We start from the raw sequence: 12946 nt of genomic DNA, 5'->3' as shown, positions 1-12946 counted from the left end.
GATGCCGAGGCCGTCCGTCCGGCGGCTCGCCGGTTTCCCTTATCGCTAGCTTGGAGCAGGACGAAATTGGCTTGGACCAAGCCGTTATTGCGAGCGCAGCGAAGCAATCCATGGCCGCGCGTGACGCCCTGAACTGCTTCGTTGCGCTCGCAATGACGATCCCAAGTCAAGGTTATGTCAGCGGGTTCCAAATGATGATTCCGCGCTAATGCCCGCCGGCTGTCCCTGCGCCTCTCCACGAACCCGATCCTCTTCGCGATCTCTCACGAACACAATCGTCCAGGCAAAAAAAGAGGCCGCCGGTCACCCGGCAGCCCCCTGTTACCCACGCCACCAGATAGGCTGGCGGCATGCAATATGAGATCGCGAAGATCAGAGGGCCGAATTGGCGTCCTTTGCCGCGCCCGCCGCATCGGCGACGCGGAAGGCGACCGGGGCTTCGCCCGAACGGCCGGTCACGCGACCGTTGCGCACGACCAGGCGGAACGACTTGCCGTCCTCGACGCGGTGGCCGGAGATGACCTTCGCGCCATGATCCTCGTCGGCGGTGTAGACATAGGTCTGACCCTCATGCGTGAAGCGGTGCTCCTGCGGCGCGGCGAAGGCGGCCGACGCGGTGAAGGTAGCCGCAACCGCGGCGAAGATGCTGATCTTGCGCATGATGTCTGTCCCGTTGGAGAAGGGCGGAAGAGCGTTTCGTCCGCCGCGTGACCGTTGAAGGCCAAATTATTGCAACGCAGCATATCCGCAACTGCAAAGGCTCCGCGCTTGGATGCAGGAAATGCAACAGCGTTTGAGCCTGCCGGGCTTTGGCGTTAAGGGCTTGGGCTCCACCCAGTATCGGACGACCATGACGCTCTACACCCGCTTCGCCGCCCATATCGATGCCGCGCTCGACACCCTGACCGCTGCTGGCGTGCTGCCGGGCGGGATCGACCGCCGCAACGTGACGGTGGAGCCGCCGCGCGACGCCTCGCATGGCGATCTCGCGACCAATGCGGCGATGGTGCTGGCCAAGGCGGCGGGCGCGAAGCCGCGCGACCTGGCGGAGGCGCTGGCGACCGCGCTGCGCAAGCTGCCCGAGGTGGCCCGCGTCGACATCGCCGGGCCGGGCTTCATCAACATGGTGCTGACCGACGACAGCTGGCGCGACGAACTCGCCGCCGTCCATGCGGGGGGCGCGGACTATGGCCGCTCGACCACGGGCGATGGCGTCACCGTCAATATCGAATATGTCTCCGCCAACCCGACCGGGCCGATGCACATGGGCCATTGCCGCGGCGCGGTGGTGGGCGACGCGCTTGCCAGCCTGCTGGAGTTCGCCGGGCATAAGGTGATCCGCGAATATTATGTCAACGATGCCGGCGGCCAGGTCGATGTGCTCGCCCGCTCGGTGCATTGCCGCTACCTGGAGGCACTGGGGCAGTCGGTGACGATCCCCGAAGGGCTTTATCCGGGCGACTATCTGGTCCCGGTCGGCGAGGCGTTGGCCGTCAAATTCGGCGATCGCTATGCCGCCGCGCCCGAGGGGGAATGGCTGGCGCTGTTCCGCACCCGCGCCGTCGCGGCAATGATGGACCTGATCAAGGCCGATCTGGCCTTGCTCGGCATCCATCACGACCTGTTCTCCTCCGAGGCCGAGTTGCAGGCCGCCGGCAAGCCCGAGGCGGCGGAGGCCGAGCTGCGCGCGCGCGATCTCGTCTATGACGGCGTGCTGGAAGCGCCCAAGGGCGAGACGCCCGAGGATTGGGAGCCGGTGGAACTGCCGCTGTTCCGCTCGACCGCGTTCGGCGACGACCAGGACCGGCCCATCAAGAAGTCGAACGGCAGCTGGACCTATTTCGGCGCCGACCTGGCCTATCATTATCAGAAGGCGCAATCCGCCGACCAGCTGATCGACATCTGGGGCGCGGACCATGCCGGCACCGTCAAGCGCATCCAGGCGGCGGTCGCGGCGCTGACCGGCGGGCAGACCCGCTTCGACGTCAAGCTGATCCAGATGGTGCGGCTGCTGCGCGGCGGCGAGCCGGTCAAGATGTCCAAGCGCGCCGGCAATTTCGTCACGCTCGCCGATGTGGTGCGCGAGGTCGGCAAGGACGTGGTGCGCTTCACCATGCTGACCCGGCGCGCCGATGCGCAGATGGACTTCGACTTCGCCAAGGTGGTCGAGGCGTCGAAGGACAATCCGGTCTTCTACGTGCAATATGCCCATGCCCGCATCGCCTCGTTGCATCGCCGCGCCGCCGAGGCGGGGATCACCGGCGGCGAAGCCGATCTTTCGCGGCTCGACGCGGAGGAACTGGCCCTGGTCAAGCTGGCCGCGCAATTCCCCCGCATCGTCGAGACGGCGGCGGCGACTCGCGAGCCGCACCGCATCGCCTTCTACCTCTACGACCTCGCCGCCGCCTTCCACGCGGCGTGGAATGTCGGCAACGATCGGCCGGACCGCCGCTTCCTGGTGGTGGAGGATGCCGAGGCGACGCGCGCGCGGCTTTTCCTGGCGGCCGGAATCGGGCAGATCATCCATAATGGCCTGGCGATCATGGGCGTCGAAGCCGTGTCGGAGATGAACTGATTTATGGTCGACCACTTATCGCTGCGCGACGAGGACCGGCTGCCCTGGCTGGAGACCGTCGATCCCGACGAGGAAGAGGGATCGTCGATCCTGCGCTTCGTCGCCTATGTGGTGCTGGTGCTGGTGGTGGTCGCGGGCATCGCCTTCGCCGTGGTCAATATCTGGCACCGCACGGCCGGCGGCAATGGCGAGCTGATCGCGGCCGAGCCCAATCCCTATAAGGTCAAGCCGGTCGAACCCGGCGGCCTGAAGGTGGAAGGCGAGGGCGATGCCGCGGTCGCGACCAGCGACGGCAAGGCGGCCGGCACCGGCGCGATCGACCTGAGCGCGATCCCCGAGGCCCCGGTGACGGCGACGCCCGCCGCGTCGGCAAGCCCGACCCAGGGCGTGGCAGCGGGTCGCAGCGCCAGCGCCGCCATTCCCGCGCCTGCCGGCAAGCTGGTCGCCGCCACGCCGATGAGCGAGCGTCCGGCCCCCGCCGGCCCCGTGCCGGGCGGATCGCTGGTGCAGCTCGGCGCCTATCCCTCGGAAAGCCTGACCAACGCAGCCTGGGACCGCTTCACCAAGCGGTTCAGCTATCTGGCGCCCCTGGGCAAGGTGGTGCAGCCGGTCGCGAAGGACGGCAAGACGCTCTATCGCCTGCGCGTCAATGCGGGCAGCGCCAACCAGGCGGCGCAGCTCTGCGGCCGGTTGAAGGTCGCGGGCGAAAGCTGCTTCGTCGCGAGCTGATCGGGGCCGGAGCGATGACGCCGATCATCGTCGGCTTGGCCGGTCCGCAGGTGACGCCGGCGGAGCGCGCGGCCGTCCGCCGGGTCGCGCCGGCCGGATTCATCCTGTTCGCGCGCAACATCGTCGATCCCGTGCAGCTTCGCGCGCTGACCGACGATCTGCGTGACCTGAGCGCGCGCGCCGACCTGGCGATCCTGATCGACCAGGAGGGCGGGCCGGTCGCGCGCCTGCGGCCGCCGCACTGGCCGGAGACGCTGGCGGCCGCCCGCTTCGCCGAAGCCTATGTCCGGGCGCCGATGACCGCGATCCGGGCGCTGCGTGCGCAGGGCCAGGCGGTCGGGCGGATGCTGGCGGAGGGCGGCATCACGATGAACGCCGCGCCGGTGCTCGATCTCGCCCGGCCCGGCACAACGGCGGCACTGGCCGATCGGTGCCTGGGCGCGGAGCCGATGCAGGTCGCCGCGCTCGGTCGCGCGATGCTCGACGGACTGGCGGCGGGCGGCGTCACCGGGATCGTCAAGCACTGGCCCGGCCATGGCCGCGCGACCTGCGATCCGCATCATGCGCTGCCGGTGGTGGAGGCCAATGACGAATCGCTGGCCGCCGACCTCTCACCCTTTCGCACGCTGGCCGGGATGGCCAGGGCCGGAATGACGGCCCATGCCCTTTACCCGGTCTGGGACGAAGCACGACCGGCGACGCTGTCGCCGACGATCGTCCGGACCGTCATTCGCGAGCGGCTGGGCTTTCAGGGCCTGTTGCTGTCGGACGATCTGCACATGGGCGCGCTGGACGGAGACCTGCGCGCGCGGGCCGGGGCGGCGATCGGGGCAGGGTGCGATCTGGCGCTGTGCTGCGCGGCGACACCGGAGCAATGGGAGGCTCTGGCCGAGGACCTTCCCCCCGCCGGGCCGGCAACGATGCGGCGTCTGGCCGAGGCGATGCCGGCTCCGGGACAAGGCGAGGTGGCCGCGCTGTTCGCCGAGCGCGACGCATTGCTTGCGGCGGCGTGACCGGGCGGTGGCCGAACCGGAGCAACTGACCCTCGACCTCGATGGCTGGGAGGGGCCGCTCGACCTGCTGCTCAATCTCGCGCGAAGCCAGAAGGTCGATCTGCGCCGCATCTCGATCCTCGCGCTGGTCGAGCAATATCTCGCCTTCGTCGCGCGGGCGGCGGCGTTGCGGCTGGAGCTGGCCGCCGATTATCTGGTGATGGCGGCCTGGCTGGCCTATCTCAAATCCGCGCTGCTGCTGCCCCGCGAGGCCGATCCGGACCCCGATCCGGAACTGCTGGCGCTGCAACTTCAGATGCGGCTCGAACGGCTGGACGCGATGCGCGAGGCGGGGGCGCGGCTGGTCGCGCGCGACCGGCTGGGTCGGGACGTCTTCGCGCGGGGGATGCCCGAGGGGCTGCGCACCGATCGCCGTGCCGACTGGCAGGTCGACCTCTATCAATTGATCGCTGCCTATGGCCGGATATCGGCGCGCACCCGGCCGGTCTTCCATGTCGTCGCCGACCGCCAGGTGATGACGCTGGAGGCGGCGTTGGAGCGAATTTCGGCGCTTCTCGGCGTGACGCTCGACTGGCGCGCGCTGGAAAGCTTCCTGCCGCCCTCCGCCGGGGTGTTGCGGCGATCGGCGATCGCATCGAGCTTCCTCGCAGCGCTCGAACTGGCGCGACAGGGGCGGATCGAGTTGCGCCAGGCCGGGCCGTTCGCGCCGCTCTTCCTCCGTGCGCCGGCATGACCCCGCCCGACGCTCTGGTCCGCGCCGTGGAGGCGGTGCTGTTCGCCGCCGAGACGCCGCTGACCGTCGAGGCGATCCGCGCCCATGTGGCGGCGGACCCCCGCCCGGCCCTGGCGCAATTGCAGGCCGATTATGCGGGACGCGGCATCCAGCTGGTCCGGCGCGGCGACCGCTGGCTGTTCCAGACGGCGGCCGATCTCGCGCATCTGCTCCGCCGCACCAGCGAGGAGCGGCGGTCGCTGTCGCGGGCGGGGGTCGAGACGCTGGCGATCATCGCCTATCACGAGCCGACCACCCGCGCGGAGATCGAGGCGATCCGCGGCGTGCAGATTTCCAAGGGGACGCTCGACGTGCTGCTGGAGGCGGGCTGGATTCGGCCCGCCGGCCGCCGCGAGGTGCCGGGCCGACCGCTGACCTATGCCACCACGCCGGCCTTCCTGACCCATTTCGGCCTGGCCAGCCGGCGCGATCTGCCGGGGATCGACGATCTGCGCGCGGCCGGTCTGCTCGATCCGGTCGATCTTTCCACGGAGCGGCTGGAAAAGCCCGGCGATAGCGCTTAGATGCAGGGTGTCTTCAGGAGTTAAGCCAATGGGCAGCTTCAGCCCGATCCATCTGCTCGTTCTCGCCGTCGTCGCCATCCTGCTCTTGGGCGGCGGGCGATTTTCGAACCTGATGGGCGATGTCGCCAAGGGTGTGAAGAATTTCAAGAAGGGCATGGCCGAGGAGGATGACACCTCCAAGCCCGCCAAGCGCATTGAGGCGCAAAGCAAGGCGGAGCCCGCCTTCGACCCGGACGGCAATCGCACCCGCGATACGCTGCGCGACGACCGCTGATATTGTCCTCTCCGCTGGGGCGCGGCTGAATGTTCGATATCGCGCCGACCGAGCTGATGCTCGTGGCCATCGTGGCGCTGGTGGTGATCGGTCCCAAGGACCTGCCCAAGGCGATGCGGGTGGTTGGCTATTGGGTGGGACGCGCGCGCGGCGTCGCCCGCCAGTTCCGCTCGGGCTTCGACCAGATGGTCCGCGAGGCCGAACTGGAGGAGATGGAGAAGCGCTGGGCGGCGGAGAATGAGCGCATCATGCGCGAACATCCCGCACCGCCCCCGGCCGATCCTATCCCCGACGCGTCGGCGGAGGCGGGGCACGCCGCTCCCCCACAGGACGACCCGCACGGCCATGCCGCGCCGGTGATGGTCGAAAAGCCCCAGGTCGCGCCGGCGGATACGCCCGCGCCCGGCAAGTCCGAAGGGGCCGCGTCGTGAGTGATACCGAACATCTCGACGAGGTCGATGCCAGCCGCGCGCCGCTCCTCGACCATCTGATCGAATTGCGCCGTCGACTGCTCTATTGCATCGCGGCGCTGGCGGTGGCCTTTGCCATCTCCTTCTATTTCGCCGACCGCATCTTCGCCTTCCTGGTCCAGCCGCTGCTGCGCGCGGGGCAGGGGACGGTGATCTATACCGAGATTTTCGAGGCCTTCTTCGTCCAGGTGAAGGTCGCCTTCTTCGCGGCGATGATGATCGCCTTTCCGATCATCGCCAACCAGCTTTGGCAGTTCGTCGCCCCGGGTCTGTATCGCAAGGAACGGCGCGCGCTGCTGCCCTTCCTGTTCGCGACGCCGCTGCTGTTCGCGCTGGGGGCCGCGCTGGCCTATTATGTCGCCATCCCGATGGCGCTGCACTTCCTGCTCGGCTTCGATGGCGTGGTCGGCGGCGTGAAGCGCGAGGCGCTGCCGGCGATCGGCAACTACCTGTCCTTCATCATGCAGTTCCTGTTCGGCTTCGGCCTGTCCTTCCTGCTGCCGGTGCTGCTGATGCTGCTGGAGCGGGCCGGGATCGTCTCGCGCCAGGGGCTGATCAAGGCGCGGCGCTATGCGATCGTCGGCGCGACGGCGATCGCGGCGGTGCTGACTCCGCCCGACCTGATGAGCCAGGTGCTGCTCGCCGTGCCGCTGATCCTGCTCTACGAACTGGCGATCATCGGCATCTGGTTCACCGAGCGCCGCCGCGCGCGGGAGGGGGCCACCCTACGCGCGGAGGATTGAAGGGCGGTGCGGCGATCAGCCGCCCGCCTCGCTATTCACCCGTACCGGCTCGGCGCGGCGGTCCTCGGTCAGGATCTGCCAGCCGGTCATGAACAGCGCGCCGGCCAGCGGCCCGACCACGATGCCGCTGAGGCCGATCAGGTCGATGCCGCCCAGCGTCGTCACCAGCACCATCCAGTCGGGCAGTCCCGTGTCGCGGCCGACCAGGATCGGGCGCAGGATATTGTCGGCCAGCCCGATCACGAAGACGCCCGACAGGATCACCACCACCGCCTGCCAGATCGCGCCGGTGGCGAGCAGATAGATGGCGACCGGCGTCCAGATGATCGCCGGGCCGACCGCCGGCAGCAGCGCCGTGATCGCCATCAGCACGCCCCAGAGCAAGGCCGCCGGCACGCCGACGATCCAGAAGGTCGCGGCGCCCAATGCGCCCTGCACCAGCGCGACGACGCCCGATCCCTTGATCGTGGCGCGCACCACGGCCACGAACTTGTCGCTCAGCCGCTCGGCGACGTCGCGGCGGAGTGGCAGGGCGCGGACCACCGCCGGGCCGATCGAATCGCCGTCCCGCAGCAGGAAGAAGGTGACGTAGAGGCCGACGCCGAACGCCAGCAGGAAGGAGGCGGCATTGGCCCCGATCGACAGCGCCTGGCGGGCAATGGTGCTGACGCTGCTGCTCACCGCCTGCGACAGCTTGGCCTGGACCCGTTCGAAACTGTCGAAGCCGGACCGGTCGACCAGATTCTGGATACGGTCGGGCAAGGCGTCGTGGACCTGGTGGAAGTAGAGCGCAAAATCGATATTGCCCGAGCGCATCTGCGCATAGACGCCGACCGACTGGTCGATGACGAGGCTGGCGACGATCAGCGCGGGGATGACGACCGCCACGGTGATGATGAGCAGCGATACCGCCGCCGCCATCGTCCGCCGTTCCGGCCAGCGGCGTAGAAGACGCTGGAACAACGGCTGGAACAGCAACGCTGCCAGCGCCGCCCAGAGCAGTGCGCCGATGAAGCTGGAGACGATCAGCAAGAGCCCGATGCTGGCAAGCACCAGGAACAGGATCAGTCCGCCCTGTTCGATCCGGCGTCCGTCGGTGGTCATTCGGCCTAGCCTTTCAAATATAATGTCGCGGGGGTGATGGAGCTGAGCCGGAAACGCAAGGAGCCTCCGAACCCTGGCGGGTTCGGAGGCTCCTGTCATGTCGCCTTAGCGTTTACTTGGCGTCGTCGGCCGTCTTGGCGACGGTCTTGCCCGCCGAACTCACATCCTTGCCGGCGCCCTCGATCGTGTTGCAGGCCGAAACGAGCAACGCGCTAGCGACGATGGCGAGACCAACCAGTTTACGCATAAGAACCTCCAGTATGTAGATGCCGATAACGCAATGATCCGCCGGCTTTTTCGTTCCGCAAACGATATGGCCGATGCGCTGACTGAAAGAAGATTGGGGATGCCCGAAAAGGTTAAAGGCCTGAAGGCGTCACCGGGGGGGGGGAGGGGTGACGCCTTCAGGCCTATGTCGTGGATCGCGAGAGCGGGGGGGCATAAGGTCGCGATCCGTGCTGTAAAACCCGCCTCCGCCCGGCCGGTTCCATGGTCGCGCGAAGTTTTTTCAGTCGCGCCCAGTGACGGAAAAGGCGATCTCATAGGCCCCGGTCAGCGGGTCGTGGTGGAGCTTCGATCGGAGCTGGCGCGAGAGCCCCTCCATCACCCGGCCATAGCGGGTGCTCGCCAGCTCGCGCAGCAGGTCGCCATCGACCAGTGCCCGCGACACAACGCGCAGCACGGCGCGCTCCGCCTGTTCGTCGGGCTTGATCGAGACACGGATCTGCGCGGCGGGGTCGCAGCTCGTCGCCAGCTCGATCATCTCGGTGATGAGGAAGGCCAGGGCGACCGCCACGTCCTGATTGACCAGAAAGGCGTCGACATCCAGCGTGATGCCAATCGCATGGGCCCGTTCCGACGCGGTGGCGCGGATGTTGGAGGCGAGTTCGCCCACCATGGTGCGGAGGTTCAGGCCGCGATTGACTTCCATCTCCGCGAAATGATGGCGATGGACGACCGCCAGCGCATCGACCCGGCGCTGGATCGAGGCATAGGCGCCAGTCGCGTCCGCACTCCGCGCGCCGCGCGCATGGAAGGCGATCAGGCTGGAGATCACCTGAAGATTGTTCTTCACCCGATGATGGACCTCGCGCGTCAGCTTGGTCTGGCGGCGCAATCCCTCCTCCAACCCCGCTTCGTGATCGGCCACCGTCTGGCTGATCGATCGGAAGGTCTCGCCGAGCTCGCGGATTTCCGGCGCGGGAAGGCTGGTCGCGCGCGAGTCGATCACCTCGCCCGGCACATAGGTGGCGACGCTGGCGCGCAATTGTCGCAAGGGGCGCAGCAACAGCCGGTCGACGACCAGCCAGGCGATCCCCGCCGCCGCCGCCCACATCAGCAGCGGCAGCAGCAATGCGACGATCAGCGAGGAGGTGACCGGCGCACTGGGCATCCGGGTTCGCAGTTCCAGGTCAGCTATGCCGAGCGGCGTGCGTAATTCCTCTCGCCGCTGAAACGCCCCGTCACCCGGCGCCGGTTCCAGCGCCAGCGTCTGGTCGTCGAGCAGCATCTCGCTGGAGAAGATGGTCGCGCGGCTGGTCGGCCGGCCGAGCTTGCGAAGGAAGCTTTGCGGGAAGAAGGCGCGGGCGGTGACGTCCGACCGGCCGCCGGTCAGCGACAGAATCAGCCCCTTGCCGGGCAGGACGGCGGCGTTGACGGGTTCGTCCGCCTCCATGTCGACGGGCTGCGGCATGTGCTCGCCGCAGAGCAAGCGGCCCTGGCGGTCGGCGATCTCGAACCGTGCACCAGCTGAGGCCTGTTGCGCGAAGACGCCTTGCGCCCTTGCGCAGCTTGGCGCGTCTGCCGGATCGGCGCCGAGCGCGTTCACCGCGACCCGCAACGCGTTCATGTCGCCGACCAGCTCGACGGCGATGGCGCGCGCGCTTTCGTTGGCGGCGATGCGCAGGCGCGAACGCGCCTCGGCATCCGTCAGCCGCGTGATCTGGAGCGTCGCGACGACCGCGATCAGCGCCAGCGGCAGCAACGCGCCGCTGAGGATCAGGAAGAGCTTCGCCCCGGTCGGCAACCGGCCGAATCGATACATCCCGCCGGGCAGAGCCGGTTCGGCGTTCAGGGCGTCGGCGGTGTCGGTTTGCGTCGGCGGGAGTGTCGAGACCGCAAGTGTGGGATCGGGCATCGCCCGGCGTTAGGACAGCTTGCCGAGCAGGTCGAGCAGGTCGTCCGGAATCTGTTCCTCGACGGTCCGCTGATAGACCGAGCGCAACGCCGTACCCATCTCGCGATCCTTGGTCTCGTCCGGCTGTGCGGCGCGACCGGTCGTCCGGCCGGTCGCGCGGGCATCGGCGGGGGTGCTGCGCACGCCCTCTTGCTGAATGGTGTCCCGCATCGCAGCCGGTTTCTCGCTATCCTGACCCAACCCGAAAACTTCCCCCTAAGCCCGCTCAAACCGAGGGGCGTGCAGCGACGTGCCGAAATGTCGGCAATGGTTCAACATCGCCGTGAAACCAAACATGCTCTCGATGGTTCCAACAGCGTTCCGAAAAATCGGACGTTCGCCCGACCATTGCCACAGCATACCCTTCGTACACAGAAGGGCCGATCAGTCTCCAGGGAGTTTTTAACGCTCATGTCGCTTGGACAGCAACTCGCACCGCACCTTCCTTTCCTGCGGCGCTACGGCCGGGCGCTGACCGGCAGCCAGACCCATGGCGACCAATATGTCCGCGCCACGCTGGAGGCGATCGTCGCGGCGCCTGACCAGTTTCCGCGCGATGTCGATCCGCGCCTCGGCCTGTACCGGATGTTCCAGGGCATCTGGTCCTCGGCCAATTATGACGAACTGGGCGACGAGCCGGAGGCGATCGGCGCCGAGGCGGTGACCCGCGCCCGCCTCTCCCGGATGACGCCGCTGTCGCGCCAGGCGCTGCTGCTGACCGCGATGGAGGGCTTCACGCCCGAGGACGCGGCCTATCTGATCGATGTCGAGACCGACGAGGTCGAGCGGCTCGTGTCCGAGGCGCTGGCCGAGATCGAGCAGCAGACCCGCGCCCGCGTGCTCATCATCGAGGACGAGCCCATCATCGCGATGGACATCGAGACGATCGTCCGCGACCTGGGTCATGACGTGACCGGCGTCGCCGTCACGCGTGACGAGGCGGTCGGCCTGGCGATGGAGGATCGGCCGGGCCTGGTGCTCGCCGACATCCAGCTGGCCGACGACAGCTCGGGCATCGACGCGGTGAAGGACATCCTAGCCGAGTTCGAGGTGCCAGTGATCTTCATCACCGCGTTCCCGGAGCGTCTGCTCACCGGCGAGCGGCCGGAGCCGACCTTCCTCATCACCAAGCCGTTCCAGCGCTCGACCGTCAAGGCGGCGATCAGCCAGGCGCTGTTCTTCGACCAGTCGACCGTGCCGGCCTGACCGTAATATCATCGGGGCGGGCGACGGCGTCCGCCCCGATGACGCGGAAAAGGTGGAAGGGTTACGGAGCCAAAACGATCCCAAGGGGTTTTATCATCATGGCCGATCCCGAAGACCCCATCCATGTCAGCACCGAAGAGGCGCGCGCCGGATCCACCCCGCATATGACGCGGTACATCCTGCCGATTTCGCTGGCGCTGGTGATCGTGATCTTCGCGGTGATCGTTTTCCGCTAAATATGGCTCCCGGCTGGTAAAGTCGGATCGTGATGACTATTTTCTGCCGGGGCGGGGAACCGTGCCGAGCTCTAAGATCGGATACGAATGACTCAAGCGATGCTGCGCGACGACGATGCTCCCGAGCCCATGGAGGCTCCGGTCGAGCATGTTTCGCTGTCCGACCCGGAATTCAAGACGCAGCTGGCGCAGGTCATTCCGCACCTGCGCGCCTTCGGACGGTCGCTGTCCGGCAGTCGCGACCTCGCGGATGACCTGGTGCAGGAAACGCTGCTCAAGGCCTGGGCGGCGCGCAAGCGCTTCCAGGCGGGCACCAATATGCGCGCTTGGACCTTCATCATCCTGCGCAATCTGTACCTGTCGCAGATGCGGCGCGCGCGCTTCAAGGGCGAGTGGGACGATCTGGTCGCCGACCGCATCCTCGCCGCGCCTGCCAGCCAGGATCGCCATGTCGAACTGGGCGATATGCAGCGCGCCCTGATGCATCTGCCGCAGCCGCAGCGCGAGGCGCTGATCCTGGTCGGCGCGGGCGGCTTCGCCTATGAGGAAGCGGCCGAGATCTGTCAGGTCGCGGTCGGCACGATCAAAAGTCGCGTCGCGCGTGGCCGCGTCGCGCTGGAGGCCCTGCTGAGCGAGGGTGCGCTCCCGTCGCGGCGGGATCATGAGACCGACCCGAACAAGACGGCGCTCGACTCGATCATGGGCGACGTAGACCACCTCAGCCGCGGACGCTGAAGGCGTAGGGCTGGTTGGGTTTCGCCGGCTGACTTCATCCAAGATAGCCGTCGCCTCCATTGCTCCTGCGAGAACAGGCGCTTGGTGGCGATGCGCGTGAACGCGTTTACAACGTCAAAAGTGGCGACCGTTAGGGGTAATCACTGCCCGTTGAAGCTGCTAACCCACACTGCGCTAGGCAGGTTGCGTCAGCTATTCAGCCGCGTGCTACCATTCAGCCGCCGCAACAGGCGCAGCATGTCCTCCGGCGTCGCGACCGTCCCACCATAGGCGTCGCGCAACGCGGCGCCGATCGCGTCGGCCGGACGGGGCCGCCGAACGATCTGTTCGCCACCGCTGGTCTCCGCGAGCAAGGAACTAGGGGACATCATGCCATCATAACGTGCGGA

The 12946-nt window shown here is 67.7% G+C and carries 17 protein-coding genes; 11 read left to right on the top strand and 6 right to left on the bottom strand.

Annotated features, from left to right (window positions below; genetic code table 11):
- Positions 1-372 precede the first annotated feature (372 nt).
- Positions 373-660, bottom strand: coding sequence for a hypothetical protein (locus BRX43_RS05745; RefSeq protein ID WP_125993905.1), 288 nt, complete (start codon positions 658-660; stop codon positions 373-375).
- 190 nt (positions 661-850) lie between these two features.
- Between BRX43_RS05745 and argS the strand changes: the two genes are divergently transcribed.
- From argS to tatC, 8 genes are read left to right on the top strand one after another with little or no spacing between them, the layout of a single operon-like run.
- The gene (argS, locus tag BRX43_RS05740; RefSeq protein ID WP_125993904.1) at positions 851-2575 is read left to right on the top strand and encodes an arginine--tRNA ligase; all 1725 of its coding nucleotides are present in this window, start codon (positions 851-853) and stop codon (positions 2573-2575) included.
- Between the two features lie 3 nt (positions 2576-2578).
- The gene (locus BRX43_RS05735; protein ID WP_125993903.1) at positions 2579-3304 is read left to right on the top strand and encodes an SPOR domain-containing protein; all 726 of its coding nucleotides are present in this window, start codon (positions 2579-2581) and stop codon (positions 3302-3304) included.
- Positions 3305-3318: 14 nt separating this feature from the next.
- Complete coding sequence (nagZ, locus tag BRX43_RS05730) at positions 3319-4317, top strand: beta-N-acetylhexosaminidase (protein ID WP_125993902.1); 999 nt, start codon at positions 3319-3321, stop codon at positions 4315-4317.
- A gap of 7 nt (positions 4318-4324) precedes the next feature.
- Positions 4325-5050 carry a ScpA family protein gene (locus tag BRX43_RS05725; protein WP_125994005.1) on the top strand — a complete coding sequence of 242 codons (726 nt, stop codon included), beginning with the start codon at positions 4325-4327 and terminating at the stop codon, positions 5048-5050.
- Positions 5047-5613, top strand: coding sequence for an SMC-Scp complex subunit ScpB (gene scpB, locus BRX43_RS05720; RefSeq protein ID WP_125993901.1), 567 nt, complete (start codon positions 5047-5049; stop codon positions 5611-5613). The genes BRX43_RS05725 and scpB overlap by 4 nt, the downstream gene beginning before the upstream one ends.
- Before the next feature lie 28 nt (positions 5614-5641).
- The gene (locus BRX43_RS05715) at positions 5642-5887 is read left to right on the top strand and encodes a twin-arginine translocase TatA/TatE family subunit (RefSeq protein WP_125993900.1); all 246 of its coding nucleotides are present in this window, start codon (positions 5642-5644) and stop codon (positions 5885-5887) included.
- Between the two features lie 29 nt (positions 5888-5916).
- A complete protein-coding gene (gene tatB, locus BRX43_RS05710; RefSeq protein WP_125993899.1) occupies positions 5917-6318 on the top strand; it encodes a Sec-independent protein translocase protein TatB in 402 nt (133 codons plus the stop codon).
- A complete protein-coding gene (tatC, locus tag BRX43_RS05705) occupies positions 6315-7100 on the top strand; it encodes a twin-arginine translocase subunit TatC (RefSeq protein ID WP_125993898.1) in 786 nt (261 codons plus the stop codon). The genes tatB and tatC overlap by 4 nt, the downstream gene beginning before the upstream one ends.
- A 15-nt stretch (positions 7101-7115) precedes the next feature.
- Here tatC and BRX43_RS05700 read toward each other — a convergent pair whose 3' ends face one another.
- The 4 genes from BRX43_RS05700 to BRX43_RS05685 form a co-directional block, all read right to left on the bottom strand.
- Positions 7116-8204: an AI-2E family transporter gene (locus BRX43_RS05700; protein ID WP_125993897.1), complete on the bottom strand. Its 1089-nt coding sequence runs from the start codon at positions 8202-8204 to the stop codon at positions 7116-7118.
- Positions 8205-8316: 112 nt separating this feature from the next.
- Positions 8317-8451: an entericidin A/B family lipoprotein gene (locus BRX43_RS05695; RefSeq protein WP_125993896.1), complete on the bottom strand. Its 135-nt coding sequence runs from the start codon at positions 8449-8451 to the stop codon at positions 8317-8319.
- 261 nt (positions 8452-8712) lie between these two features.
- A complete protein-coding gene (locus BRX43_RS05690) occupies positions 8713-10248 on the bottom strand; it encodes a sensor histidine kinase (RefSeq protein ID WP_125994004.1) in 1536 nt (511 codons plus the stop codon).
- A gap of 102 nt (positions 10249-10350) precedes the next feature.
- Positions 10351-10551, bottom strand: coding sequence for a NepR family anti-sigma factor (locus BRX43_RS05685; RefSeq protein ID WP_164523540.1), 201 nt, complete (start codon positions 10549-10551; stop codon positions 10351-10353).
- A 240-nt stretch (positions 10552-10791) separates the two neighbouring features.
- On the opposite strand from BRX43_RS05685, the gene BRX43_RS05680 reads away from it, so the two are divergent.
- The 3 genes from BRX43_RS05680 (at position 10792) to BRX43_RS05675 (ending at position 12557) form a co-directional block, all read left to right on the top strand.
- On the top strand, positions 10792-11586 hold the full coding sequence (locus tag BRX43_RS05680; protein ID WP_125993895.1) for a response regulator: 795 nt from the start codon (positions 10792-10794) through the stop codon (positions 11584-11586).
- A gap of 98 nt (positions 11587-11684) precedes the next feature.
- Positions 11685-11822 carry a hypothetical protein gene (locus BRX43_RS20215; RefSeq protein ID WP_164523539.1) on the top strand — a complete coding sequence of 46 codons (138 nt, stop codon included), beginning with the start codon at positions 11685-11687 and terminating at the stop codon, positions 11820-11822.
- Positions 11823-11909: 87 nt separating this feature from the next.
- The gene (locus BRX43_RS05675) at positions 11910-12557 is read left to right on the top strand and encodes a sigma-70 family RNA polymerase sigma factor (RefSeq protein ID WP_125993894.1); all 648 of its coding nucleotides are present in this window, start codon (positions 11910-11912) and stop codon (positions 12555-12557) included.
- Positions 12558-12745: 188 nt separating this feature from the next.
- Here the strand turns inward: BRX43_RS05675 and BRX43_RS05670 are convergent, their stop codons facing one another.
- Positions 12746-12925: a hypothetical protein gene (locus BRX43_RS05670; protein ID WP_206433120.1), complete on the bottom strand. Its 180-nt coding sequence runs from the start codon at positions 12923-12925 to the stop codon at positions 12746-12748.
- Positions 12926-12946: the final 21 nt, after the last annotated feature.

Origin of the sequence: Sphingomonas sp. S-NIH.Pt15_0812 (assembly GCF_003951315.1) — a bacterium.
Classification (GTDB): Bacteria; Pseudomonadota; Alphaproteobacteria; order Sphingomonadales; family Sphingomonadaceae; genus Sphingomonas.
This window is presented reverse-complemented; position numbering and strand designations above follow the sequence as displayed.

What these genes read in the sequence shown, in the direction of transcription:
- BRX43_RS05745 (WP_125993905.1), bottom strand. Translation starts at nt 660, where the DNA reads ATGCGCAAGATCAGCATCTTCGCCGCGGTTGCGGCTACCTTCACCGCG.
- argS (WP_125993904.1), top strand. Translation starts at nt 851, where the DNA reads ATGACGCTCTACACCCGCTTCGCCGCCCATATCGATGCCGCGCTCGAC.
- BRX43_RS05735 (WP_125993903.1), top strand. Translation starts at nt 2,579, where the DNA reads ATGGTCGACCACTTATCGCTGCGCGACGAGGACCGGCTGCCCTGGCTG.
- nagZ (WP_125993902.1), top strand. Translation starts at nt 3,319, where the DNA reads ATGACGCCGATCATCGTCGGCTTGGCCGGTCCGCAGGTGACGCCGGCG.
- scpB (WP_125993901.1), top strand. Translation starts at nt 5,047, where the DNA reads ATGACCCCGCCCGACGCTCTGGTCCGCGCCGTGGAGGCGGTGCTGTTC.
- BRX43_RS05715 (WP_125993900.1), top strand. Translation starts at nt 5,642, where the DNA reads ATGGGCAGCTTCAGCCCGATCCATCTGCTCGTTCTCGCCGTCGTCGCC.
- tatB (WP_125993899.1), top strand. Translation starts at nt 5,917, where the DNA reads ATGTTCGATATCGCGCCGACCGAGCTGATGCTCGTGGCCATCGTGGCG.
- BRX43_RS05700 (WP_125993897.1), bottom strand. Translation starts at nt 8,204, where the DNA reads ATGACCACCGACGGACGCCGGATCGAACAGGGCGGACTGATCCTGTTC.
- BRX43_RS05695 (WP_125993896.1), bottom strand. Translation starts at nt 8,451, where the DNA reads ATGCGTAAACTGGTTGGTCTCGCCATCGTCGCTAGCGCGTTGCTCGTT.
- BRX43_RS05690 (WP_125994004.1), bottom strand. Translation starts at nt 10,248, where the DNA reads ATGTATCGATTCGGCCGGTTGCCGACCGGGGCGAAGCTCTTCCTGATC.
- BRX43_RS05685 (WP_164523540.1), bottom strand. Translation starts at nt 10,551, where the DNA reads ATGCGGGACACCATTCAGCAAGAGGGCGTGCGCAGCACCCCCGCCGAT.
- BRX43_RS05680 (WP_125993895.1), top strand. Translation starts at nt 10,792, where the DNA reads ATGTCGCTTGGACAGCAACTCGCACCGCACCTTCCTTTCCTGCGGCGC.
- BRX43_RS20215 (WP_164523539.1), top strand. Translation starts at nt 11,685, where the DNA reads ATGGCCGATCCCGAAGACCCCATCCATGTCAGCACCGAAGAGGCGCGC.
- BRX43_RS05675 (WP_125993894.1), top strand. Translation starts at nt 11,910, where the DNA reads ATGACTCAAGCGATGCTGCGCGACGACGATGCTCCCGAGCCCATGGAG.
- BRX43_RS05670 (WP_206433120.1), bottom strand. Translation starts at nt 12,925, where the DNA reads ATGTCCCCTAGTTCCTTGCTCGCGGAGACCAGCGGTGGCGAACAGATC.